Source organism: uncultured Megasphaera sp. (genome assembly GCF_958350005.1).
Lineage (GTDB): Bacteria > Bacillota > Negativicutes > Veillonellales > Megasphaeraceae > Megasphaera.
Genome location: NZ_CATWFF010000007.1, coordinates 1 through 25371, shown reverse-complemented (window position 1 = coordinate 25371; position 25371 = coordinate 1). Strand labels below are relative to the sequence as shown.

At 49.8% G+C, this 25371-nt stretch carries 31 protein-coding genes; all 31 read left to right on the top strand.

What is annotated here, in order from left to right:
• Window positions 1–153: 153 nt before the first annotated feature.
• Window positions 154–420: a hypothetical protein gene (locus Q3886_RS01100; RefSeq protein WP_301859283.1), complete on the top strand. Its 267-nt coding sequence runs from the start codon at window positions 154–156 to the stop codon at window positions 418–420.
• A 12-nt stretch (window positions 421–432) separates the two neighbouring features.
• Window positions 433–687 (top strand): hypothetical protein, encoded by a 255-nt coding sequence (locus Q3886_RS01095; protein ID WP_301859282.1) that lies wholly within the window; start codon window positions 433–435, stop codon window positions 685–687.
• 99 nt (window positions 688–786) lie between these two features.
• Entirely contained in the window at window positions 787–1134 is a 348-nt protein-coding gene (locus Q3886_RS01090) for a hypothetical protein (protein WP_301859281.1), read from the top strand.
• A gap of 359 nt (window positions 1135–1493) precedes the next feature.
• Window positions 1494–2795, top strand: a complete 1302-nt coding sequence (locus Q3886_RS01085) for a PcfJ domain-containing protein (RefSeq protein WP_301859280.1) — start codon at window positions 1494–1496, stop codon at window positions 2793–2795.
• 13 nt (window positions 2796–2808) lie between these two features.
• A complete protein-coding gene (locus Q3886_RS01080; RefSeq protein ID WP_301859279.1) occupies window positions 2809–3657 on the top strand; it encodes a DUF3102 domain-containing protein in 849 nt (282 codons plus the stop codon).
• 814 nt (window positions 3658–4471) lie between these two features.
• A complete protein-coding gene (locus Q3886_RS01075) occupies window positions 4472–5329 on the top strand; it encodes a hypothetical protein (RefSeq protein ID WP_301859278.1) in 858 nt (285 codons plus the stop codon).
• Entirely contained in the window at window positions 5262–5675 is a 414-nt protein-coding gene (locus Q3886_RS01070; protein WP_301859277.1) for a hypothetical protein, read from the top strand. The genes Q3886_RS01075 and Q3886_RS01070 overlap by 68 nt, the downstream gene beginning before the upstream one ends.
• Window positions 5635–5922 (top strand): hypothetical protein, encoded by a 288-nt coding sequence (locus Q3886_RS01065; RefSeq protein WP_301859276.1) that lies wholly within the window; start codon window positions 5635–5637, stop codon window positions 5920–5922. Before Q3886_RS01070 ends, Q3886_RS01065 begins: the two co-directional genes overlap by 41 nt.
• Window positions 5912–6388, top strand: coding sequence for a hypothetical protein (locus tag Q3886_RS01060; RefSeq protein ID WP_301859275.1), 477 nt, complete (start codon window positions 5912–5914; stop codon window positions 6386–6388). The genes Q3886_RS01065 and Q3886_RS01060 overlap by 11 nt, the downstream gene beginning before the upstream one ends.
• Window positions 6389–6752: 364 nt before the next feature.
• Window positions 6753–7016, top strand: a complete 264-nt coding sequence (locus tag Q3886_RS01055; RefSeq protein ID WP_301859274.1) for an HNH endonuclease — start codon at window positions 6753–6755, stop codon at window positions 7014–7016.
• Between the two features lie 213 nt (window positions 7017–7229).
• Window positions 7230–7589, top strand: a complete 360-nt coding sequence (locus Q3886_RS01050) for a hypothetical protein (protein ID WP_301859273.1) — start codon at window positions 7230–7232, stop codon at window positions 7587–7589.
• Window positions 7586–9244, top strand: coding sequence for a terminase large subunit (locus Q3886_RS01045; RefSeq protein WP_301859271.1), 1659 nt, complete (start codon window positions 7586–7588; stop codon window positions 9242–9244). Before Q3886_RS01050 ends, Q3886_RS01045 begins: the two co-directional genes overlap by 4 nt.
• Window positions 9245–9256: 12 nt before the next feature.
• On the top strand, window positions 9257–10516 hold the full coding sequence (locus tag Q3886_RS01040; protein WP_301859270.1) for a phage portal protein: 1260 nt from the start codon (window positions 9257–9259) through the stop codon (window positions 10514–10516).
• On the top strand, window positions 10485–11069 hold the full coding sequence (locus Q3886_RS01035) for an HK97 family phage prohead protease (RefSeq protein ID WP_301859269.1): 585 nt from the start codon (window positions 10485–10487) through the stop codon (window positions 11067–11069). The genes Q3886_RS01040 and Q3886_RS01035 overlap by 32 nt, the downstream gene beginning before the upstream one ends.
• 20 nt (window positions 11070–11089) lie before the next feature.
• Complete coding sequence (locus Q3886_RS01030) at window positions 11090–12268, top strand: phage major capsid protein (RefSeq protein ID WP_301859268.1); 1179 nt, start codon at window positions 11090–11092, stop codon at window positions 12266–12268.
• Window positions 12269–12342: 74 nt separating this feature from the next.
• A complete protein-coding gene (locus Q3886_RS01025; protein WP_301859267.1) occupies window positions 12343–13011 on the top strand; it encodes a hypothetical protein in 669 nt (222 codons plus the stop codon).
• A gap of 10 nt (window positions 13012–13021) precedes the next feature.
• Complete coding sequence (locus tag Q3886_RS01020; protein WP_301859266.1) at window positions 13022–13342, top strand: head-tail connector protein; 321 nt, start codon at window positions 13022–13024, stop codon at window positions 13340–13342.
• A complete protein-coding gene (locus Q3886_RS01015) occupies window positions 13339–13689 on the top strand; it encodes a phage head closure protein (protein ID WP_301859265.1) in 351 nt (116 codons plus the stop codon). The genes Q3886_RS01020 and Q3886_RS01015 overlap by 4 nt, the downstream gene beginning before the upstream one ends.
• Window positions 13679–14074: an HK97 gp10 family phage protein gene (locus Q3886_RS01010; protein WP_301859264.1), complete on the top strand. Its 396-nt coding sequence runs from the start codon at window positions 13679–13681 to the stop codon at window positions 14072–14074. Before Q3886_RS01015 ends, Q3886_RS01010 begins: the two co-directional genes overlap by 11 nt.
• A complete protein-coding gene (locus tag Q3886_RS01005) occupies window positions 14071–14595 on the top strand; it encodes a DUF6838 family protein (RefSeq protein WP_301859263.1) in 525 nt (174 codons plus the stop codon). Before Q3886_RS01010 ends, Q3886_RS01005 begins: the two co-directional genes overlap by 4 nt.
• Window positions 14596–15783 (top strand): phage tail sheath subtilisin-like domain-containing protein, encoded by a 1188-nt coding sequence (locus Q3886_RS01000; RefSeq protein WP_301859262.1) that lies wholly within the window; start codon window positions 14596–14598, stop codon window positions 15781–15783.
• 13 nt (window positions 15784–15796) lie between these two features.
• The gene (locus Q3886_RS00995; protein ID WP_301859261.1) at window positions 15797–16231 is read left to right on the top strand and encodes a phage tail tube protein; all 435 of its coding nucleotides are present in this window, start codon (window positions 15797–15799) and stop codon (window positions 16229–16231) included.
• A gap of 11 nt (window positions 16232–16242) precedes the next feature.
• Window positions 16243–16671, top strand: coding sequence for a hypothetical protein (locus Q3886_RS00990; RefSeq protein WP_301859260.1), 429 nt, complete (start codon window positions 16243–16245; stop codon window positions 16669–16671).
• Between the two features lie 166 nt (window positions 16672–16837).
• Entirely contained in the window at window positions 16838–19429 is a 2592-nt protein-coding gene (locus tag Q3886_RS00985) for a phage tail tape measure protein (protein WP_301859259.1), read from the top strand.
• Window positions 19429–20169, top strand: coding sequence for a hypothetical protein (locus tag Q3886_RS00980; protein ID WP_301859258.1), 741 nt, complete (start codon window positions 19429–19431; stop codon window positions 20167–20169). The genes Q3886_RS00985 and Q3886_RS00980 overlap by 1 nt, the downstream gene beginning before the upstream one ends.
• 8 nt (window positions 20170–20177) lie before the next feature.
• Entirely contained in the window at window positions 20178–21731 is a 1554-nt protein-coding gene (locus Q3886_RS00975; RefSeq protein WP_301859257.1) for a hypothetical protein, read from the top strand.
• 4 nt (window positions 21732–21735) lie between these two features.
• Window positions 21736–22182 (top strand): DUF2577 family protein, encoded by a 447-nt coding sequence (locus tag Q3886_RS00970; protein ID WP_301859256.1) that lies wholly within the window; start codon window positions 21736–21738, stop codon window positions 22180–22182.
• Window positions 22179–22604: a DUF2634 domain-containing protein gene (locus tag Q3886_RS00965; RefSeq protein WP_301859255.1), complete on the top strand. Its 426-nt coding sequence runs from the start codon at window positions 22179–22181 to the stop codon at window positions 22602–22604. The genes Q3886_RS00970 and Q3886_RS00965 overlap by 4 nt, the downstream gene beginning before the upstream one ends.
• Before the next feature lies 1 nt (window position 22605).
• The gene (locus Q3886_RS00960) at window positions 22606–23667 is read left to right on the top strand and encodes a baseplate J/gp47 family protein (RefSeq protein WP_301859254.1); all 1062 of its coding nucleotides are present in this window, start codon (window positions 22606–22608) and stop codon (window positions 23665–23667) included.
• On the top strand, window positions 23657–24298 hold the full coding sequence (locus tag Q3886_RS00955; RefSeq protein WP_301859253.1) for a putative phage tail protein: 642 nt from the start codon (window positions 23657–23659) through the stop codon (window positions 24296–24298). Before Q3886_RS00960 ends, Q3886_RS00955 begins: the two co-directional genes overlap by 11 nt.
• Window positions 24299–25371, top strand: a 1073-nt coding sequence (locus tag Q3886_RS00950; protein WP_301859252.1) for a hypothetical protein, incomplete at its 3' end; no start/stop codon positions are given.

Here is a 25371-nt window from a genome sequence, read left to right as displayed (position 1 = left end):
GCCATAGAATCCATTTTGGAACGCGAAGGACTGGTTGCGCATAAGCAGATTAATGCGGCTGCTTTGGCTTCTATGGAACAACAAAAGATCATGATGACGGAGGCCCTGAACAAACTTGATGGGAAGTGATGCAGAAAGGATGGTGATGGTGATATGGCAGGAAGAAGAATACGTGATCAGGTACCATTAGGAAATCGGATTACATATAATCGTGTTGAATTGGCCTGTGTAACAGGCTGTGCCGTTGAAATAGTCGATGAATGGATCCATGAAGGCATACCCTGTTTTAAACAAAAACGAATGTATATCTTTGAACGAGAATCGGCAATCCAATGGCTGCGGAAGAAAGCATTGATGCGGCAAGGATTACAGAAAAAAGGCGATTATGATGAAATATTCCCAGGAATCGAATTGACGTAAGGGGTGAATGAAATGGACGAAGAAATGAATCCGATTATGGTTGTAATCAGTGAGCGGCACGCAAAAGCCTTTGATGAACAAGTCAAACAATATGAAAAAGAGAGAGTTGCTGCAGTGAAAATACAGGAACAGCTTATTCGGAGGTTAGAAGAAAAAATACGATATATACAGGTTTGCGGCGGGGCTATTATTATAACGCTGTTAATCGTTATCGGGCTGCTGATGTGGGAGAACTGGTATTTGTCGGATATCCTGCTACAGCTGTAAAAAGAAAAAAGCTATCGGGGATGGCCGTCTCCGATAGCTAAGGGCAATGTGTTTTGCGCCATTGCCCTTTCATTATATCACAAGAAAGGACGTAATACTATGAATGACGTTATCAAAAGACTGCAAAAAGAAGCGGACGAAGCAAAACAGCTGTATATGACGGAAATTTGCCGCCTTGTAGCGGCGCACCTTGAGGTATGCCCGCAGGATGCGGACCATGTAACGATGGATAAGACGCTGAACGGCTGCTTTAAATTTTTGCAGGAACGGGCGCGTAAAAATCAAGTGAATGGCTGCGGAGTCTGCAACGACAGGGACGTATACGAGTACTTCGGCTTTGCCGGGGATATTACGCCATCATCCCCTGTGATGGCTGGGACGACGGTCGGTGTGGCGTCAAAACCGCAAGCGATGGCGGATTTCAGCATAGATGATTTATTTGACTGAGAGGTGTGCAGATGAATGTGTTAGCTTGTACAGAAAATATCAAGCTGTACGATGTCGTTCAGGTTTATGACTCAGCAATAGGGTATATAGATGAATATTTGGCAGTCCAAATGCATATAGACTGCAGATTTTCATTTAGAAGCAGATGGCGATATGGGAGTCTGTACTGAGTCGATGAAGGTGACGCGTACACTTGTCCGCGCTGCGGGCAGCGGCTGATGCGGCGAACCGCCAAGAGAGTTCATGCTTCACATTATTTTTATAGTGGTAAGAAATCTGCAGCTCCTGCTGGTAACGAAATAATACCTGTTATTATACATCTCCGGGCTGTCGGCTATAAAAATTATATTGACTTGATTATGAAGTATAAAGTTGTGCAGTGTTATGGTGAAGGAGATGCCTTGAATATGGAAATGACGGACCGATGGAATACGTTTACTGTACGGGCCGACATAGGGCGGCAAACGGTACAGCTTATCCAGAGAGGACCAGACGTTAGAAACTACGTGTTGGACGTAGACATGATATGCAAACCAGAATGGCCGGAGAATACGCCGCTGCGATATCTGCAGAAAACGTCGGCTATCCGGCACAGCAAAAAAGAAATAATGCAGGTAGTTACGGCGTGGCGCCATGAAATCGAAAAGCGTTTGCGGGGAAAAATACATTACAAGACGCCGTCCATGTATGCCGGTACGAGCATATGCAGTGATGGAGGATTACTGTTTAATCCACTGCAGCATATTGCCTGGCGGCTGGCCGCTCCGACAGCACCGCCGTACGAATATCTCACATGGAGAAGTATAGATGGCAATCGGGAAACTATATCGGCCTTTTCCGATGTATTAAATCAAACACGGCAGGGCACTACGTATGCAGCGGCAGTCTGCAAAGCGTTTCACCTGCCCGATAAGCCGTCTGTTCGCCGGTATTTGCGGCAGACGTCGGCATTTCAGGCAGTCGTCATAAAAAAAGCAATGAGCATTACAGATAATATAGATAATCTGATAACGATCGCTTCCGGTCTGGGAGACGTACGTAACGGCATCTGGAGAGACTTACGAGTTATAGATTTTTTGCAGATATTGGCAAAACGGTATGGAGATAAAGCTGTAACGATTCTATTAAAAAATGCGGACAGCAGGGCTTGCTGGGAGCTAAGTGATACGGCGCATATGTATAGCCGGCTTACGAGGCAGAATCGAAAGGGATTTTGGGAAGGTATGCATGTTAAGGTCCGGGAGCTGCACGACACCATTATGGACCTGTATGACAGGCAACGGATTGCCAAACAGGATATTGCCATCACACCGGAAATGCAGGCACTGGTCCATAAGGTAGGTTCCTATGAATTTTATGCGCCGGCGAATACGGATCAGCTGATAGATATTAGCCAAGAATTACATAATTGCGTCAAAGGATATGCTGACAGGTGTGCAGCCCATAAATGCATTATCATCGGTGTCCGAAATCAAGAAAAAATTATTGCCTGCATTGAAGTGCGGGGCGACGAAATCAGACAGGCCAAGCTGCGTAATAATAAGCCGGCAAGTGAAAATACAGATGTAAACCGAAGTATTCTGACATGGGCCAAACAACATCATCTGAAGCCTTGTCAATGTGATATGACTTCGAGGACAGAAACACAACTAGCCGTATAAGGGGGAATGACATATGAATAATATTATTAATGCAGAAAGTACGGTGCAAGAAATCAGGACGGCAGAGAACATTGCCGTTGAAATCAACACTATCAAAAAGCAGACGCAGAAAGTCATGCTGTCGGCGTCGATTGAGATTGGGCAGCGCCTGTCTGAGGCAAAAAGCCTTGTGCCGCATGGAACCTGGGGAGATTGGTTGGAGCAGAACGTCAATTATTCCGAGAGGACAGCGCAAAATTTGATTAAGATTTACGATCAGTACAGCGATAAAGGCTTTGATGCTCTCTTTGGAAATGACCTGGACGCTTTTGCCGAGTTGTCATATACGCAGGCAGTTGCGCTTTTGGCCTTGCCGACAGTGGACGAACGAAAGGAGTTTGTCGAAACCCATGATGTAGGGAACATGAGCACGCGTGAGTTACAGGAAGCCATCAAAGCGCAAAAGGATGCCGAAGACGAGGCGGCGCGGCTAAAGGAAAAACTTAAAGCCGAAAAAGAAAAATCCCGCAAGCTGAAAGATGAAGCCGCTATACAGAACGGGAATCTGCTGGAAACACAGAAGCGGCTGCAGGCGATGACCGAGGAAGCGGAACAACTCCGGCAAGATCTGGACGAAGCCAGTATGCCTGCTGTTGATCCAGAGCAAGAAGAACTCAAAAGCTTGCGTCTTGAAAACGAAAAGCTGAAGAAAGCTGCTGACGAAGATGCGGGAATGAAAACCTTTCAGGTCCAATTAGGGATTATACAAGACGCGTTTAATAAAATTCTTACATTAATAGCATCGATGGAAGAAGAGGATAAGCGGGAAACATATAAAGGTGCATCCCGTAAATTATTAAAACGGCTGGAAGAGCTGATATAAGAAGGTGGAAAGATGAGGGCGGTTTTTAAACTACAGGAGTACGAAAGGAAAACCAAGAGATGCCCATTTTGTGGGAGTCCGGTAGAAGTTGTAAAAATACAAGCCGGCATAGGAATGATTGCAATACGGTGTTTAAATCCTGATTGCGGGGCGGATATCATTTTTGACAAATGTGAATATAGTCCCTTGAAAACAATATTACGATTTAATCGCAGGGAATCATCATGAACTGCCCGGTATGCGGCGCAGAAAGCCATAGTTATGTATATTGCTGGATGTATACCCAATTTATTTGCTGGAATCACTGCAAAACATGTCAATGGTTTGCACCGGGCGCATACAACTGTAACTATCGACTGACATCACAGCAGGAGGCTATGCTGCGGCGACAGATTAACGCACAGCAGGCCGACTGGGAGATGCGGTTAGAAGAAAGGATCAAAAAGAGGAAAGGATGATTGTCGTGAAATGCTGGTATTGTCACAAGAAAATGTCGCCGGGGGAATGGGACTGGGTCGTATTGTTGGACGGTACGCTGCGGCCAGTATGCAAGGACGATCGGAAATGCAGGGCTGGCATGGGAATTCGCGGCAACGGCCGTCGGCCGCCGATAATAAAACTGCCAAAGAATAAGGTCCTGAATCACAATAGGGAAAAGTGAATGGATAGAGTTTTGCAATAGCAGTTCTGTTTCTTTTTACATTACATATTATATATATGAAGTAAGTATTTTTTTATGCCGGATTGCCGGCCCTGGGGGCTGGTAATGGGTATTAACATATCGACCATCCAATAAGTTTAGGAGCGATGTATCATGAAATCATTTGTCAGGGAAAAGAAAATATTCTGCGGCAAGGTATACGTCGAAATGGATTTATTTGAGATGGCTGATATGAGAGAACGGGGGCGGAAAGAGAAAACAGAAAAATCAAGTTTGAAGCAAATCAAGCAGAACGAAAAAAATTCCCGCCGGTATTTCACCCAGATTGTAAATACGAATTTTGGTGAAGGAGACTACTGCGTCCACGCGACGTATAATTGCGGGCATATGCCGGTAACCGTAGAGGAAGCAGAAGCGAATGTGCAAAAGTATATTCGCCGTATCAAGAATCGCCGTAAACGATTAGGTATTGCAGCGTCGATGAAGTATATCATTGTGACGGAATACCGAACGAAGCAGGATGGCAGTCCGACGCGTATCCACCATCACATTATTATGGACGGGGCCATGGATCGGGATGAGGTGGCCAACTTGTGGCGCGACCGCCGCCGCAAAGGTGAAAAGAAAGGGGCGGCCATCGGCGTAGTCAACGTCGACCGCCTGCAGCCGGATGAGTACGGATTGGAAGCCCTGGCCAGATATCTTACAAAAGGGCTGACTGGGAAAAAGAGATGGCATCCGTCTAAAAATCTGGAAAAGCCCGTCATAAAGAAAAACGATTACAAGTACAGTCGGCGCAAGCTGATTGAGCTGTCCGGTCTGACGGACTGCCCGGATGTATGGGAAAAGTTGTATCCAGGTTACAGGCTGACGGAGGCAAAATCGGCGTATAGCGATGAAGCGGGCTGGCATATTACTGTCAAGATGAGAAAGGAGGCGAGATATGATACAATTCACCATTCCCGGGACCTTGCCAAGCCTGAACGAGTACGTCAGGGCCTGCAGGGCTAATGTACACGCTGGCAATACGATGAGCCGCAGCGCTCATTATTTGTGCCGCCTGGGCATGGCCAAGTTAAACGGGCGCAGGATAGATAGGGCGTATATCCTGTTTCGCTGGATTGAAAAGGACAAACGACGAGATAAGGATAATATTTCCTTTGCCAAAAAGTTTATACTTGATGCTTTACAGGAAGCGGACATACTGCGCAATGACGGTTGGGGTGAAATCATTGGATTTTCTGACACCTTTGCTGTCGATAAAGCCAATCCGCGTGTTGAAGTATATTTGCTGACAGAACAGGAGGAACAATTATATGGGAAAACAAAAATGCATTGCCTGCAGCCAGAAATTTGAAAGCGACCGCGAAACCTTACTTTGCGATGAATGTTACGAAAAATATAAACAGCACATACAGCTTTCAAAACAAGCCGGCGTCTGCCCGGTATGCGGCGGCAACGTGCAGTTTACAGAATTTTACGCCAAGACTTATTACGCCGGCGAAAAGTTGTGCAGCGATAAATGCAGGCGGATTGAACGGCTTGTCAAATATCGCATGCGCCGCGAAGAATATTTGAAGGGAGAAGATAAGCATGACAGCTAAAGAATATTTGAAGCAGTACAGGTCCATTGCTGCGGAAATCGTACAGCGCCGCATCATCGTAAAGAGGATGAAGAGCGAGATTTTTGGCGGACCGACAGACAGGGTGACTGCGGGCATGGAAGCAGTAGGCGGGAAAACAATGGCCATGGCGACATGGAATACGGAGGACTTGGCCGCTTACCAGAAACAAATTGAAGAGCAAGAGCAGACGATCAGCGAGTTCAGAAAATATATGGCCAACGTAGTCAGGCAAATTAGTTCTCTGGAATCATCTGACTTTCGGATTATTTTATTCGGTAAATACATCGTGCTGTTGACCTGGGAAGAAATCAGCGCATCTTTGAATTTGGCTGAGGAATACACTCGAAAAGAAATGCATCAAGCTGCTTTACAAGCGTTCACGGAAAAATTTTTTTATGAATTTTATAAAGTTCCCCCAAAATCCCCCAAAAACCCCGCTTCTTGACGTGATATAATTATAATAACAAAATAGGCAAAAACGAGAGACGTTGTGGGACTGTTTCGATGCAGCCGGCAAGGTCTCTTTTTTGTTGCCCGAAAGGAGATGGGATTTATGGTCTATTGCGACAACCGGCGCTGCCGCCATCATCGGAAAGGCGCATGCCTGAACCTGCGACTCGTCATTACCGGTGAACGATGCATATGTTTTGAACACATACGGAAGCAGAGGCGTACGAAAGAAACGGACCTGAATCATAAGCCGGTTAAACATTCAAAACGGAATCGGGTGCTGAAATGACATGGCTAAACCATTCAGCAAATCATTTTACGAATCCCGGCGTTGGCGCAGGGTTGCTAAGGCATATGCCTTGAGCCAGAACTTTATCTGCGAACGCTGCCAAAATCAGAAGCTCATCGGCAAGCCGCCGGAAGAATGGCGCTTCATCGTACACCACAAGACACCGCTCACGCCGGAGAATATACACAACCCATACATTGCCTACGGTTGGGACAATCTGGAGTTCCTGTGCCAGTGCTGCCATAATCAGGCACACGGCAAGAGCTGCAGCCGCGAGTGTGTCTTTGACGATGACGGTAATCCTGTTGGCATCATTGAGTACGGCAACGCGTGACGGCGGCAAGAAGGCGGATGGCAGCAACAGGATACATAAAAAATTATGTCCGTCACGTTTGAGGAAAGCTATCCCCCCGGTCATGACTTAAAAATATTTACCAGCGTCCGCCGGGGGCGGGCCTCCGCGTGATACAAATGTCGCGCACGAGGGGGGTGTAGTCACATGGTATCGCACAGATGATTTTTATTATTAAAAGGAAGGAGGCTGGAGATGGGAAAAGTAAGCCCGAAAACGGCCATGAATCGCCGGATTAAAGAATTAAAAGCGATTTTTGCCGGCATCGATGAGGATAAAATGAAGCTGGTCATGCCGAGTATACAGCAGGCAGCTAAGATGGAGCAGTACATCGAGTCCCTGGGTGCGCAGCTGGATGCGATAGGCTTTGTCGAGGAGTACCAGAATGGAGAAAACCAGTATGGAAAAAAGGAATCGACAGAGAGCAAGGCGTACTCGACGATGATCAAGAACTACAACGCCGTCGTGCGGACGCTGCTGTCCTGCCTGCCGGAAAATGTACAGCCCCAGGCTGAGGACGCCTTTGACCAGTTCCTTCGAGAGCGCCAGCCATGAACTACATCGAAAAATACTATGCCGAAATCCAGAACGGCCATATCGTCGTGTCTGACAAGGTACGGCGTGTGTATAAGCACCTCGTTGATAAAATACATCATCCCGGCCAGTACGTATACGATGATACCAAGGCCCAGTTTGCCATCGATTTCATTCAAAACTTTTGCCGCCACAGCAAAGGACAATGGGCCGGAAAGCCGGTTATCTTAGAGCTGTGGCAAAAGGCGGCGACGGCGGCCATGTTTGGCTTTGTCGACAAGGACACAGGTCTGCGGCAGTATCGATACGTTATCCTTATTGTTGCCCGGAAAAACGGCAAATCGACATGGGCGGCCTGTATTGGCTTATTCCTGCTCATTGCCGACGGCGAAGGAGGCCCGGAAGTATATTCAGCCGCGACAAAGCGGGACCAGGCCAAACTCATCTGGTCCGAAGCGGTGCGGATGGTCAAGAAATCACCGGCCTTTTCGCGGCGGCTGAAATGCCTCGTCAGCAAAATCCGTTGTGCTATGAATGAAGGAACCTTCGAGCCGCTGGGCAGCGACAGCAACAAGCTGGATGGTCTGAACGTCCATGGGGCGCTCATCGATGAGCTGCACGCTCTCAAGGACAAGAATATTTATGACGTCATCGTCGACGGCATGACAGCCCGCGAGCAACCCTTATGCCTCATTACGACGACAGCCGGCATGATCCGGGACAACATCTATGACCAAAAATACAACGAGTGTCAGCGGATTATCAACGGATACGACGACGGCGAATATGTTGATGAGCGCGTCCTGCCCATCGTCTACGAGTTGGACAGCCGCGACGAATGGCTGAAACCGGAATGCTGGCAGAAAGCCAATCCGGCCCTGGGCAGTATCAAGGACAGGGACGAACTGGCCCGCAAGGTATATGCGGCTAAAAAAGAGCCGCTCCTGGTTAAGAACCTGCTGTGCAAGGACTTCGACATGCGTGAAACGTCGGGGCAGGCGTACTTTACCTTTGAGCAGCTCAACAACGAGGCGACCTATGATATACAGGCGCTGCATCCTAGATACGGAATCGGCGGCTTCGACCTGTCTGATACGACAGACCTTACGTGCGCGACTATGCTGTTCATGGTGCCAGGCGACGACATGATATACGTCAAGCAGATGTACTGGATTCCTGAAGAGTTGTTCGACAAGCGCTGTCAGGAAGATAATGAGCCGTATGACGTATGGGAAAAGAGGGGGCTTTTGCGCAAATCTCCGGGGTTCCGCATTGATTACCGGCTTATCAAGAACTGGTTTGAGGAAATGCAGAAGGAGTATGACTGCTACCTGTACAAATGCGGATACGACCGATGGAGTGCGTCGTATCTCGTAGAAGACATGAAAAGTACCTTCGGCGAAAGCGTCCTTGTGCCGGTTGCCCAGGGCAAGCAGACACTGAGTGCGCCCATGAAGAATTTAGGGGCAGAACTGACAGCGAAGCGGATCAATTACGACAACAATCCAATCCTGAAATGGTGCATGGTCAACGTGGCCGTCGACGTTGACCGCAACGACAATATCCAGCCTTGCAAGACATCTAACCCGAGAAAGCGTATCGACGGTTTTGCCAGCCTGTTGGATGCTTTTGTCGTGCTGGAACAGAACAGGGAAAATTACCTGAATTTGATATAAGGAGGTGAGAATGTGGAGATACGCAGTATGTTCCAGGCCATTTTTAAGTTTGTCCGCGGACGTAATGACCTGACGCGGGCTAAACTGCTCGACGGGTACAGCAACGAATACGCACCATGGTCCGGGAACGCCTACGACAATGCGACGGTACGCAGATGCGTTGATACAATTGCCCGCCATGCCGGTAAACTGAAAGCCCGGCATGTGACACGCAAAGACGGCAACATCATCAATATCCCGGACGATCCGCTGAACTACATACTGGGAGTGCGGCCGAACATGCTCATGACGGCCAGCGAGTTCCTGGAAAAAATCATTGCTCAGTATTACACGTACAATAACCTGTTTGTCTATATCCAGCGCGATGAGCGGGGGCAGGTTACAGCGCTGTGGCCGCTGCATTATGCATCCCTGGGCTTTTATGAGGATGCGGAACAGCATCTGTACGTGCAATTTACCTTTGGCGCCGGCGAGCAGGCGACAGTACCATATGAGGAAATTATCCATGTCCGCCGCCACTACAACCGCAACGAGTTATTCGGCGACCCGGATAATCGTGTCTTGACGGAAGACCTGAGCCTGTTGCGGGCGGTGAAAGTTGCTATTATCAATGCTGTTAAAAACTTTAACAAGCTGCGCGGAATCATTAAATGGAAGCAGGTCGTGCGGCCGGAAGATCTGGAAAAGCACACGCAGAACTTTATTCAGTCCTTCGCCCAGAACAACGCCAGCGGCATCGGCGCACTGGATGAAAAGGCGGATTACCAGCAGCTGACGTCGGATATTACGACCTTTGACAAGGAGCGTATGGAGTATGCCCGCGATAACATTTACAAGTATTTCGGACTGTCCAATGATATTGTGCGTGGCCAGTACAATGAAGACCAGTATAATGCCTTTTACGAGAGCGTCGTTGAGCCCATCGCCATCAAGTTGTCGCAGGAGTTTACGGAAAAACTGTTTACGCCGCGGCAGCGCGGATGCGGCAACGAAGTCATCTTTGAGACGAACCGCCTGCAGTACATGAGTATTGCCAGCCGTGTCAAGTTGTGTACGGCCATGATACCGGCCGGAGCTATTAAGCGGAACGAAATACGCGAACTGTTTGGCTACGCCGGCCTGCCGGGCAAAGAAGGCGAGGAAATCGTTGTCAGCCTGAACTATGTCAAGACGAAAGACCAGACGAAGTATCAGACAGGGCAGGACGATGAACCAGACGACAGCAAAGGAGGTGATGACGATGACAACCAAACGGGAGTACCGGGCGCTTGACGTCCAGGCCGAAGGTGAAGATATGCACGTTACGGGCTATGCCGCTGTATTTAACGAGCGGACGCTTCTGTGGGAAAGCGAGTACAGCGGATACCGTTATTACGAGATGATCCTGCCCGGAGCTTTTGTCAATGCCGATATGTCCGACGTCGTGATGCGGTACAACCACGGCGACAGCGCCATGGTATTGGCACGCACGAGCAACAACACGCTGCAGCTTGCCGAGGACAGCCGCGGCCTGCGCATTTCGGCGACGCTTGCCGACACGACGGCCGGCAGGGACATATACGCGCTTATCAAACGCGGCGACATCAGCAAGATGTCCTTTGCTTTTACGGTTACAAAGGAAACGGCAGAGGACGATCGAGAAGCCAAGACTTACCTGCGCAAAATTGAAACCTTCGGCACGATTTTCGATGTCGCGCCCGTCGACTTTCCAGCCTATGATGGCACGAGTCTGGAGGCTCGCAGCGCCGACTATTTCAGGCAATTAGAACAAACTATGCAGGAAGCGGAATTGCGCAAGCGATTGCGCCTGCAAACGTATTTATAAACCAGAGGAGGAATAAGACTATGAACGCTAGACTTGCAGAAATCAGAGCACGAAAGGAAGAAATCCGTTCCCAGCTCGAAGGGAAAGAGAATGTCGACTTGAAAGCCATTGAGACTGAATTGCGGACATTAGATGAGGAACAAAAAGAACTGGAGAAGCGGCAGGCTATGGCCGAAAAAATCAATTTAGGCCATACAGACGGCTTAGAAGAGCGCAAGAAGCCGAAAGTGCCGGAAACCACAACGGAAAAACGAAAGAATCTGCGCGACACCGAGGAATACCGCAACGCCTTTATGGCTTACGTTTGCCGCGGCGAAGCCATGCCGGCGGAATTTAGGGACAACGAAACGACCATGACAACCGACATTGGCGCACTCGTCCCGCAGGTTACGTTGAACAAAATTATCGAAAAAATAGAAGCCTGGGGCATGATCCTGCCGCTTGTCAACCGTACGGCTTACCGCACGGGCATGATTATCCCGACGTCGACCATTAAACCGGTAGCGACGTGGGTTGCCGAAGGGGCAGGCAGCGACCGGCAGAAGAAGACGCTCGACACTTCGATTACTTTCGGCCATTACAAACTTCGCTGCGCTGTATCGATTACGCTGGAAACGGAGTATATGGCCTATTCGGCTTTTGAAACGGCCCTTGTTGACAATATGGCCGAAGCCATGGGGAAAGCCTTGGAAACAGCCATTATTAAAGGTACTGGGACAGGGCAGCCGGAAGGTATTCTGAAAGACGATACGAAAGGCCAGAAAGTAACCGTAGCGGCATTGGATTATCAAGCACTTATCAATGCCGAAGCGGCGCTGCCCATGGAATACGAAAACGGTGCTGTGTGGTGCATGACGAAAAAGACCTTTATGCAGTTTGCCGGAATGGTAGATAAAAACGGTCAGCCTATTGCCAACGTAACTCGCGGCCTTGCTGCTGCGCCGGACCGGTATCTCCTGGGACGTCGTGTCGTGTTGACGAATTACCTCGACAGCTTCAGCGAAACACTGGACACAACGAAGGTATTTGCCTTCTTGTATAACTTTAAAGATTACACGCTCAATACAAACTTCAACATCGGCGTCAAGATTTATGAAGACAACGAAACAGACGACATCGTCCGCAAGTCGATCATGGTCTGCGACGGCAAACCTGTCGTATACGACAGCCTGGTCAAACTGCTGCGGGCGGGGGAGTAACGCCGGATACCAACAATATAGTCGGCTCTGCCGTCGTTGGTTCGGCGATTGTAGGATAGTTAGGAGGGATATATATGGCATATGAAAAACAGACATGGGAAACAGACCAGACAATTACGGCTGCAAAACTGAATCATATGGAGGACGGCATTGCAGTTGCCAATAATTTGCATAGCGGCAGCCGTATCTTTTTGGCAAATATTGACGTAGAGAGCAATGCAGACGTAAACAAAACGGATTTGACAATCCCGGACGGCGTAACTCCGGATGTTGATGACCTTGTCTTTGATGCGAACGGAGATACATACTACATTACAGCCGTAGCAGATACGACCGTGCATGTAGGACAGGCAACCGCTGTCCATCTGAAAGGCCCTAAAGGCGAAACCGGTGCAGCGGGAGCCACGGGTACGAACGGTGCACCGGGAGCAGCTGCTACCATTACAGGAGCAACGGCGACGATAGATGCAAATACGGGCACGCCGTCTGTTACGGTTACGGCCGGCGGCACAGCGCAGGCCCGAACCTTTGCCTTTGCGTTCAGCAATTTAAAAGGCGCAAAGGGAGATAAAGGAGAAGCAGGATCTGCTGGGAAAAACGGTACAGCAGGAGCTAATGGAAAAGACGCGCCGACGATTACAGGGTGCACGATTAACATCACTGGCACGACGATTTCAGGCCAGCTTACCATGTCGGAAGGCGATCCTGTCGCAATTACCGGTACGTATGCGGCCGGCTCGTAGGAGTGTTGTCATGGCAGTATTACTTGCAGCCGCAAAGCAATATCTGAAACTGGATGCCGACATAACGGAAGATGATGAACTCATCGAGGGATTGATTGAAGGAGCCAACGAATACATTGAGCAGTGTACGGGGAAGCGTAATGACGACAGCAAGCTGTACGATTTGTGTATTAAGCTGCTTGTCGCACATTGGTATGAAAACCGGGCTACGTTTTATCCGAAGCCTGGAAATTTGTCTGAAATGCCTCATGCGGTAACAGCACTGATTCGGCATATTGGCTTGGCGTCACATTACCCGGCATTAGATGATACAGGAGGCAATACGTCGTGATCAACGTAGACATCGGGACGCTGGACAAACGCGTTGCCTTGGTTGCGTATGAATCGTATAAAGACGATCACGGTCTGACTAAACAGCTGTTAGTCGAGCGGATACGTACCTGGGCACGCATCGAGCCAACGCGGGGCAATGAGCTGAGGGAGCAGTACAAAGAGACGGTCACGGATTTGGTAAAAATTACCATCCGGTATCGTTCCGGCGTGGCAAATGACATGTTCGTCCGGTATGGAGAAACGACGTACAAGATACAATATGTTGTCGATCCGTACATGGCCCATGTCAAATTAGAGCTGATGTGTACGCTGAAAACCGTAGGAGATGATCGCGATGGACCTTGAAACTTTTATTGCCCACATGGGCCATGCTATTACTGTGCATCCTATGGAAGCGGAAAAAGCCCTGCGCCGCGGGGCGCGCAGCATGGTAGATGCGCTAAAAGATGCGTCGCCGGACAGCGGCAAAGAGGACAAGCACAAATTAAAAGACAGCTGGCGCTATGAGATGGCAGGGACATCGTCTGCATCCTTGCAGGCCAATATCCGTTCCACGTCGTCTCATTTTCATTTAGTGGAGCAGGGGCATGTACAAAAAACGAGGACAGGCAAAGTCGTCGGGTACGTGCAGGGAACGCATTTTATGGAGCGGACAGCCAACGAAAAAGGCAGCGACATACTGGATGATGTCGCCGAGCGCTTATATAAGGCGGTGGATGGCGCATTATGATTACGTATGTTGATATATTGGATGCCATTGCGGCAAAACTCGACGAGACCTTCCACGTCCCCGTCCATAGCGACGAGGTGCTGGAAGGTTTTTCTATGCCCTGTTTTTTTGTCAAAGTCATCCCCGTAACATCGGTGGAACACTGCAACGTGACGCGGACGACGGCCAGTATCGTATTGACGTACTTTACAGATCATCGGGACCAGATAGAGTATCTGGCTGTCGAGGATGCGGTACGCCAGATGCTGGATATCGGCTTTTATGTTGCCGGCAGTCGGTATATCCACCTTGATGGACTCAGCAGCAGCCGCGTAGGCGAGGATCAGGATATCCTGCAGCTGATTGCAACGGCCTGGTACTATAACAAGACGGCTCGGCTTCGGGATAAGATGGCTGCTGATGCCGATAACACCCGGAAAGCTGATACGGTCGATATTATGATTCAAAACGACATGACAGAAGACAGGGATAGAAAACAGTTGGAAACGGTGCGCAGCACCTATCACGAAGGAGGGAATTAAATGGCAAAACTGGGAATGCCGTCTGTAAATATCGCCTTTACAGAACAAGGCATTGAAGCGATTGAACGGAGTCAGCGAGGTATTTTGGCGCTGATTTTGGAAGAAAGCGCAGACACAATTGCCGACATTACAAGTAGCAGCGTTGTCGGCTCGGCTATCGTTGGAACAGCCAAAGTAGGCGAAGAAGGGACAGTAGAAACGGCTGTGACAAATCCGTTTACGGTATACACGACGGACGATATTCCAGCAGGCTTATCGGCGGCCAATAAAGATTACATCATCAAAGCGTTGTTAGGGTATGTTACCAGTCCGTACCGCGTCAAAGTGTATCTGCAGGCGACAGCGGAGTCTGCACCGGATAAATGGGCGGCAACGCTTAGGAAAATGTACAACGACCGCTGGGATTACCTGGCAATACCGACTATTGCCGAAAGCGAATGTGAATCTGTAGCCACGTGGATTAAGACAAACCGCGAAAACAAGCATAAACGTGTTAAAGCCGTGTTGCCGAAGTATGATGCGGATTACGAGGGCGTCGTAAACTTTGCCAATGAGTACGTCGAAACGGCAGCGAAGACGTATACGACGGCGGAATATACGGCTCGTATTGCCGGCTTGATTTGTGGGACGCCCATGACTATCTCGGCGACATATGCGCCATTATCTGAGGTCATCGCGACAGATCAGCACGACGGCGACGAAAACGACGAGAAAGTCAATGCCGGCGAGTTCTTTATCTTCTTCGACGGTGAAAAGTTTAAGATGTCCCGCGCTATGAACTCGCTGGTGACGACAACGCAGGGGAAGCTGGAAGCCTATCAGACGATCAAGACTGTCGACTGCATGGATATGATTTATGACGACATCCGCCGAACGGCGCAGGACAGTTATATCGGCAAGTACACCAACGACTACGACAACAAGTGCCTGCTCATTACGGCGATTATGGGCTATTTTAAGGAGCTGGAAGCAGGACGCTTGCTGCAGAACAAGTATAGCACCTGCGAAATCGACGTCGAAGCTGTCAAGAATTACCAGCTCAAGCACGGCCTGTACACGCAGGACCAGCTGGCCGATATGGCGGACGATGAGATTAAAAAACTCGATACGAAGAAGCAGGTATTCTTGAAGGCAAAAATTAAGATGCTCGATGCCATGGAAGACATTGATTTGAATATCGATATTTAGGAGGTGATACTGCATGGACGCATATAATCCCGAACAAGTCATGATAGGCACACAGGGCGAGGTATGGATTAATGATAAATACATAGCCCAGGTAACGGCCTTCAAAGCGGTGGCCAAGCTCAATAAAGAAAAGGTAGACCAGGTAAAGAAGATGTTTACGGGGTATAAAGTTACAGGATACGAAGGAACAGGAACCATCAAAATGAACCATGTATCCAGTTATTTCGTGAACCTCATGTCCGATAACATCAAGGCCGGAAAGCTGACTAAAGTGACAATTATCGCCAAAATGGACGATCCTGATGCCGTCGGCCCGGAACGCATCGTTGTCCGTGACGCAACCTTTGATACGCTGACGTTGATGGATTGGACGGCGAAGAATCTTGTAGAAGACAACTATGATTTTACCTTTACAGATTTTGAAATTTTAGACGCAACAAATGATTAGGAGGGCATACGATGGCTAGTTTAGTTGATGCATTACTGGCGGCAGACGCCAATATGTTACGAAATGATGTACAGGAGACCATGGAAATACCACGCCTTTCCGCGGCCCTAGGCGTACCGTTTATCATTACGCTGAAAAGCATTCCCGGCAAACGGCTGGATGAAATTGACGAATCCAGCATCCAGATGACGAGAAAAGGGCGCGTACAGGGTGCCGATATTGGAAAAATGAAAAGCCTGACGCTCGTCGACGGCATCCAATTAGAGGCAGGTGCCATGGATGCGCTAAAGAAAAAACTGAATGCCGTGACGCCGGCAGAGGTATATCAAAAGCTGTTTACTGCCGGCGAAACACAGAAAATCTACAAGGAAATCCGCGCGTTGTCTGGATTTGATGAAGATGACGACGAAGAAGAGAAAAAAGAAGAAATAAAAAACTAATCCAGACTGACGGCGACACGTCGGCCATGTATGCACTGTTGCGCAGGCATCATTGGTCGCCGTCAGCGTATTATCGGCTGGGGGCAGGAGAACGGCTGATTATCCGGGCCTTTTTAGATAAGGAAGCGGCGGATGATGAAGCCTTGGCAGAAAGGATGAAGCATAGATGAGCGAGAAACACATAGACCTTGTCATGCGCCTTGTCGACAGGGTTACAAGGCCCCTTGCCGATATACGCCGCGATATGGCAGCGACAGAAACCATGCATCGTCGGCTGGGTCGGGAAATCCAAAACGTTGGTAGAGCTTTCGGTGATTTGGGAAATACCCTGATGCCTGTCAGTGCAGGAATCGTTGCGGCTGCCGCCCTGGGGGCCAACGCGTTTATTGATTTTGACGCGACTATTACGGCAGCCGGCGCTAAAGCAGGTGCAACAGCCGCAGAGATGACGCAGCTTAGGAATACGGCATCCCAACTCGGTGCAGATTTTCCGATCAGTGCCACCGCTGCGGCTCAGGGCATGGACCGGCTTGCTGCCGCAGGCTACAACGCCCAGCAAATCATGGGGGCTATGCCGGCGATTATCACGGCCTCAGTTGCCTCCGGCGAAGATCTGGCGACAACGTCCGACGTCGTCAGTAGCGCCTTAAATATCTGGAATTTAAAAAGCGGTGATGTTGCGGCCAATGCGGCTCATGTAGCTGACGTCGTGCAGATGGCGGCCAACCAGTCGGCCCTAGGCATGCAGGACTTTAGTTTAGCCATGCAGTACGCTGGTGCGCCGGCAGCGGCCCTGAATGTATCTATTGAAGAACTCTCGACGGCCATGGCCATTATGCGCAACAACGGCATCGATGCCAGTACCATCGGCACATCGCTGCGTTCGACCTTCTCGCGGCTGGCCGAGCCACCGAAGCCAGCAGCCGAAGCTATTGCCGCCCTGGGATTGCAAACGAAAGATGCGGCCGGTAATTTTATCGGGCTGCAGCAGATCGTCGGGCAGATGCGGACGGCTATGATGGGTTTATCTAATACCGAGCAGGTGGCATATGCGAAAGCGCTTGCGGGTGAAGACGCTTACAGTGGTTTGCTGGCATTGATTAAAACGGCACCGGAGGACTATCAGGCCATGGCTGACGCAATTAATAATGCGGCAGGCAGCTCCGACGCCCAGTTTAGTATCATGCAGCAAACCATGAAGGTTACGCTGGACGGTATGCTGGGCAGTTTTGAATCATTGGCTATCAGCATCGGCACAGCAGTGACACCGCAGGTGACGGCCGTATTAAACGTATTGGCCAGTTTCGCCGACACGCTGAATGCAATGCCCGACGGGATGAAGGTTTTTGCCTTTGACTTGGCGGCAGGCATTGTTGCATTGACGGCCTTTTCCTTTGCTATGAGCGGCATTTTGTCCGTTGGCGGCGGTGTATATAAAACGCTGGCTGATATCGGGAACGGCATGAAAGATACCGGGCAGGGGACACGCGGCGTAGCAGTCATGACGCGTACTCTTGTTCGCGGGCTGAGAAGCGCACGGACAGAGGCTATACGGGCCGGAACGGCTGTTTTAGACTTTGCGACTACGGCCCGCAATGCCAGCTGGGCCAGCATCGGTGCCAGTATGCAGACAGCACTGCCGACGCGGGCGGGCATGGCGGCACGGCTGACAGCGCTGCGGGCCTCCATGGTCAGCACGGGGACGGCCGCCGTCAATATGGTCCGAAGCTTTAGCCTGATGCAGGCGGTATCGGGCGTCGGCAATGCCATGACGGCCGCAGGTGTTGGGATTCGGTCGCTGGGTACCAGCCTGCGGGCGGCAGCTGTCGCCTCGCGGGCCTTTATTCTGTCGCCGTTGGGGTTGGCATTGATTGCCATTGCCGGGGCCGTATATCTTTTGTATACGCGTTGGGATCAGTTCGCACCGTACTTTTTGTCCATGTGGCAATCTATTCAGGATGCTGTCGGCACGGCAGTGACGGCGATACAGCCAGCCTTGCAAAATGTGTATAACACCTTTGAACCGCTCGTAACGGCCATGCGGGGCTTTTTCGGCGCAACCGCTGAAGGCCGGACAGTACTCGGCATGTTACTGATCCCGTTGGAAGCCCTGGCGGCTATTTTAGGTGGCGCTTTGCTGTCAGCTATTATTATGGCTGCCGGACTCATATCCAATGCAATTGTGACAGCGATTAATATTGCAACATCGGTCATTACGATGTTTTTGGGCGTGCTGGACAGTGTAATTACCTTTATTACGGGCGTCTTTTCCGGCAATTGGGCAATGGCCTGGCAGGGTGTTGTAACGGTTTTCAGCAGCATTTTTGGCGGCATTCGCGGCGTATGTGATGGCGTATTGAACGGTATCCGCGGTGCAATCAATGCTGTTATCGACGGAATCAACAGTATTTCTGTCGATATACCGGAGTGGGTGCCGAACGTCGGCGGCCAGCACTTTGGCCTGATCTTGCCGCATCTGTATACTGGTACAGAGTATTGGCGCGGCGGTCCGGCCGTCGTCCATGACCGCGGCGCTGAAGTCATCAATCTGCCGACAGGGACACAGGTATGGCCGCACAGTCAATCACTAAATGCTGCCTATACGGCAGGCAGGCGGTCCGGCAACGTCGCGTTCGGGGACATTAACATTACCTTCACCGGCGCAGCCGTAACACCTGAAACAGCGAGAGAACTTGCAAATGAAATTGTCTATGAATTGTCGGTACGCATGGCAAATCAAAACGAGGGGGCGATATAATGGCGTCGTTTATTAATTTTTTATCGACTGCCATTTCATCTTTATTAGGAGCTGGCTCCAATGCCGGAGCCAGTTTTGTCTTGTCCTGCGCCGGCGACCAGGTTACATTTCCCGTATCGCCGAAATCATTTGAAATAGCACATACGTATCAAAATGGCACAGTTAACGTAAACGCTCTCGGTGAAATCGGCATGCTGGGGAAACGGGGACTGGCGACGGTATCCATTGACAGCTTTTTTCCTGCTCAGGCGTACGGCTTTGAGCAGACTATGCCGAGCGGCGATCCATACGGCAGTATTGAGACACTGAAACAATTCGCCGAGGCCGGCCAGCCGTGCCAGCTCACCATCAGCGGGACGTCCGTCAGTACGGCCTGTACCATACAGGCGCTTAAATACGGCGAGCGCGACGGCTCCGGCGATGTATATTTTACTGTCGACCTGCGCGAATACCGTTACGTCCGACCTATTGCCGAAACGGTTATCAATGATGCGACAGGGCTAAAATCGCGAGTTGCCGAGACAGTCAAAGAGCGTAATATTACGGTTTATCCCGGCGACAACCTGATGGACGTGGCGGCTCGGTCTGTCGGACAGTTTGCATCCATTACGCAGCAGCAGGCCAACAAGCTGTCCATGTTTAAACAGCTTGCCAAGTCCGGCAGTATCAGTGTTGGTCAAGTTCTGCATGTCACCAAAACGCGGGTGCAAGTGGCTGACGACACGTATATCAATTTTTAGGAGGGCACATGGAATTATCTATCTATTACAGCTCGCCGCCGCTTACGACTGCCGAGCAGCAGCGACTCGACGAGGCCCGGAAAAACAGTGCGCCCCATACGGAGCCGGATGTGATGCGGGATATTACGCATTACGTTACAACAACAACATGGAGCGGCGACGCCGACCAGGCGGCACGGAAACTGTCGTTTGAGGTTGCATACAATACGACGAAAAATGACAGGACCTTTACACCGCTGAACATGGAGATTGGCGGCTTTATCTACGCCTTTTACGCTGAAGACGACGCAGCGGCACCTGTTGAAATATTCTGTGGACGTATTTTTTATCGCAAACGTAACACGAGCCAGTTTACCTATTCATTTGTGGCTTATGATGACATGATTTACCTGGCCAAATCAAGGGTACAGCTTATATTCAGTAATGTAACTGTGACGGATGTTATCAAACAGACCTGCGCCGAAATCGGGATACCCGTGGCCGACGATATACTGCAGATACCAACGGTCGTCAACTTTATTGCTGACGGCAAGAGCTGTACGGAGATTTTTCGTATGCTGCAGGATAAAACGCGGGCTGATACGGCAAACTACCCGCTGGCGGGGCTGGATTTTACTGTTGTCTGTTTACTGGACAAAGTGACGATCGTACAAAAAGGGACAGTCATTGAGGGATATATTGCCAGTGATGCTGTCAATGTCGACCATACGGAGCACTCGCAAAGTATTGAAAGTATGGTAAATCGTGTCAAGGCTGTGGACAGCGTTGGTCGTGTCTGCCAAGTATTTACTGTCAATGATGACGTGATGCATTATGGCATGATCCAGAGCATCTATAAAATGCAGCCGCCGAGGCAGGGCGAAACCGTAGATAATGTCAAAGCGGCTAAAGAGAAGCTGAAGCAGATGCGCGAGGAGTCGAGCCTGGAAGGACTGGGAAATATTCAGTGTATTACGGGATACAGCATCGTCGTGCAGGAAGAGCAGCTGAAAGGGACGTTTTTTATCAAGAGTGATACGCATCGCTTTGCTGATAATGTTCATACTATGAGCCTGACACTGGAATATATGCCAGATACACCAACTGCACCGGTTATTGAGCAGCAAGATGTTGCAGAGCCTGTTTTCAAATCAGCCGGACGCGGAAAACAGCCGACGTACAGCGCGACGGGGACTTTAAACGTTGAACAGGGATTAAATGCCGGGTGGTCCGCCTGGGGCGGCCAGACGATGGATAACGGCCGCAATGGCTGCGCAGAGGCCGTAGGAAAAATCGGCGGTTATTACAGCCCGTTTCTGGCGCAGGAGGCCAATAACGGCGTCGTCAGTGTGCCGTCTATGGTAGCCGACGCCGACAGCGCCGGACTGCTGCAGGACTTTGACGCAGGAAGCCTGGAGGCAGGCGACGCCATCGTATACGGCGATGACGACCACGTCGTCATCTATGACGGCAATGGCGGCTACTACGGCAACAGTTCGTCAAAAATGATCACGGTTCACAGCCGTGATTACATGGATGTCGGCATGACGCCGACAAAGATTATCAAAGCAAGTAGGGGGTGAGGAAATGGCGAGAAAAACAGACGATCCGTATAAGCAGCTGGCTGAGATGATGACCGCTAATGCAAAGCGCAACGGTCTGCAGCAGGGCTGTATCATCGGCGAGGTCGTGCAGGTCCCGCCGGATTTAGTCATTATGGCCAACGGCATACCTATTGACAGAAGCCACTTGTGGATTGACGAGTATTGCCTGCTGGGGCACCTGCGGACCGTGCGAGGCCATATCGTCAGCGTGACGCAGAATCGCGGCGGAGGCAGTGGCGATGCAGCCTATGAAAGCCATAATCACCCGATTGATAACGACTACACGGCAAGCCTGATTTATACAGATACCTGGGAAGTCGGAGATAAAGTAGCATTGCTGCCGATTTACAGCAGCGATGATATGCAGACCGCCCAGGATTACATTGTGTTTATTCGTCGGCTTGTCCGGCTGGATGGAGGGATGATATGAGTAATCCATTCATGGCGGCACCTGCGGTGGCAGATGTGGCAACAACATTGCCAATGTTCCGCGAAATGGACTGGGACTTTAAAGCCAATGTATTTAAACACGACGATGCAGGAAATCATATTGTCGTTACCGGCAACGAGGCCCTGAAAATATGGATACGCAAAGCCTTATATGTGGAGAGATACCGATACAGGGCATATTTTGACGATTACGGTGCGGAATTAGAGCATTTCATCGGCCGTGTGCCCAATGATGCTGTCGAGAGCAACCGCTTGTTTGACTATATACGAGCGGCGCTGCTCGTCAATCCGTATATTCTGGCTGTGACTAGCGTATCGTACAGCCAGGATAAGAAGAGGATATACATGACCATAGATGTCCGTACGGTATATGGCAAAGAGAGCGTAAAAACGGAGGTGTAATATGTTTGAGGCGGAAGACCATCTGACGATATTAAGCCGCCTGCGCAAGCGATTTAATGAGAATGCAGGCAATGCGCTGACTAGTGTTGCCGGTACATTTGCAGGGGATACTTTATCAGCCAACGCCGTAGAGTTTGAAAAAGCATACGCCGAAATGGATCTAATCATAGATGCGGCGTTCCCACAGACCAGCTGGGGATCGTATTTGACGGATAAGGCGGAAGAACATGGCATCCTGCGGAAGGCGGCGACAAAAGCCGTCGTCATCTTAAAGATTACGGGGGAGGCCAACGCGGCCATACCGAAAGGCTCGCTCTTTTCGACGGTCGAAGGAATCAACTTTTTAACGGTCGCCGGCGCACAGATTGGGGCAGATGGGACGGCAGAAGTCAAAGCGGAGGCCCAGAAAGCGGGTGCAGCGTACAACGTTGACGCGGAAACTATCATCAAGATACCTGTCAGCATATACGGTGTGCAAACCGTTACCAATGAAGCGGCGGCATATGACGGTTTTGAAGAAGAAACGGACGCAGAATTACTGGAACGTCTGTTGTTTAAAGTGCGGCAGCCGGCGACAAGCGGCAATGCCAATCAATACCAGATTTGGGCGACCAGTATCGCAGGTGTCGGCAGTGCAAAAGTACTACCTTTATGGGCTGGAAATGGTACGGTAAAAGTCCTTATTATGGATGCGGACGGTAATATTGCTAGCACAGATCTCATTCATAAAGTAAAGGATTACATTGATGACAATGCGCCCATTGGAGCGACCGTAACTGTTGCCAGTTTTACGCCGGTGACAATAGATATTGCCCTGACGGCGACAAGCGGAACCGGAAGGGAAGACGGCATCCAGACGGCGGTCAACGGGTATTTCAAGACAGTGGCGTTAACCGCGTCCTATGTATCCTATGCGCAGGTAGGCAATACAATACTTGAGGAATCAGTGTTGACAGGAATTACGGATTACAAAGATCTGACGCTGAATGATGACATAGAAAACATCGAGCTGGCCGACGATGAGATACCCGTTGTCGGGGAGGTGACGCTGCGTGCGCAATGATATTTGGCTGCGGCACGGGACAGTTGACATATTACGTTATCTGCCGCCATATCTGAAAAAGGATCATGAATTTAGTTGTTTAGCCGACGCGGCCAGCGCAGAGCATGAGAAGATACGTCTGTACATACAAGACGTGCTGGACCAGCTGTTTATCGACACGGCGACATGGGGCCTAAAATACTGGGAGGATTTTGTCGCTGTAACGCCGGCACGGCTGGACGATTATTTAAACCGGCGTCTGCAAATTAAGCTGATATTAAACCGGAACCTAATCGTCAATGAGCTATTTTTGGAGTATCTGGCCAATCAATACGTCAATGACATGTCAGCCGACGTCATCCCGCGGAACGAGGAATACTATTTTGAGATTCAGTTTACAAAGGATAGCTGCTTTGACTTGAAGGGCCTGGACGGAGCTATTGAGTTACTGAAGCCGGCGCATTTAGGATACCGCTTTATGGAGATACAGCACTTGGCGCAAGATGTAAAAATCGGCGCTATGGTATCAATCGCTGAAGATGCAATCATAGAAGCGGATACAGGCTATACGATAGACCCAATCGACTGGGATATGGCCTTTGCGGCTATACCCGTTGAAATTATAACGACAGAGATAGGATGTGAATTGTAAATGGCAAAATTCCCAAATATGAAAATGACTCAGCAGGGCATGGATATGCTGGCTCGTGCTGGTTCAGGAAAAACAGAAGACCGATTGATTATTACCCATGTCATGTTGGGTGACGGGCAATTTGACGGCGAAATACGTACATTGACTGATGTCATAAATCCAAAGAAAGAAGTTACGCTTGCCTCGTACCTTAATTTAGGAAATGGCAAGGCCCAATGCGAATTTATCTATAATAATGAAGGCATTAAGACGGGATTTTATCACCGGGAAGTCGGTCTGTATGGCAAGAATGGCGATGATGGAACGGTAAAATTAATCTCGTACAGTAATGCAGGCAACTACACAAGTTATATTGCCGATGAATCAGAAATCATGCCGTATCAGACGCTGCGTATTGGTATTGCAATAGGTGATAACGATAATGTGACGGGGCTGATCGATGTCAACAATGCCTTGACGTTGGAAAAATACTATATCCTGCTGGAGGAGCATAATAATGACAGGGGAGCTCATGGCACGGCGATAGATGTAAAGTTTAAAGCGCACAATGAAGATACTGACGCCCACAAAGATTTTGTCGGAGCTACGGCGTCAGCCGCTGGCGTACGCGGTATGGTGCCGGCACCGCCTGCAGGGGCGCAGAATATGGCCCTTATGGGAAATGGTACTTATGCGTATGCAGCTATAAATTTATTGCAACGCAGCAAGACATATGGTGTAGGGGATTATGCCTATTCGCCGAATTTGCCAAGCTGGGCATATCTTGAATGTGTTACAGCTGGGACAACAGCAGAAACAGAACCATCCTTGCCAAGAACTATAAATAGTATCGTGACAGATGGGACAGCAAGATTTAAGCTGTATCATGTTGCCTTGCAGAGTCAGCCTGTTGGGACAGTACGAGATTTTACAATTGAGTTTGATCCGAATACAAAGTGGGGCGGCACGTGGGAACAGATGGATGCCGGCCGTGTACTAGTAGCAGCAGGAACGTATACAGAAGGCGACCAAACGTATACATATGCACTGGGCGATAAAGGTGGGGAAGCCAAACACCAGCTCACTGTCGAGGA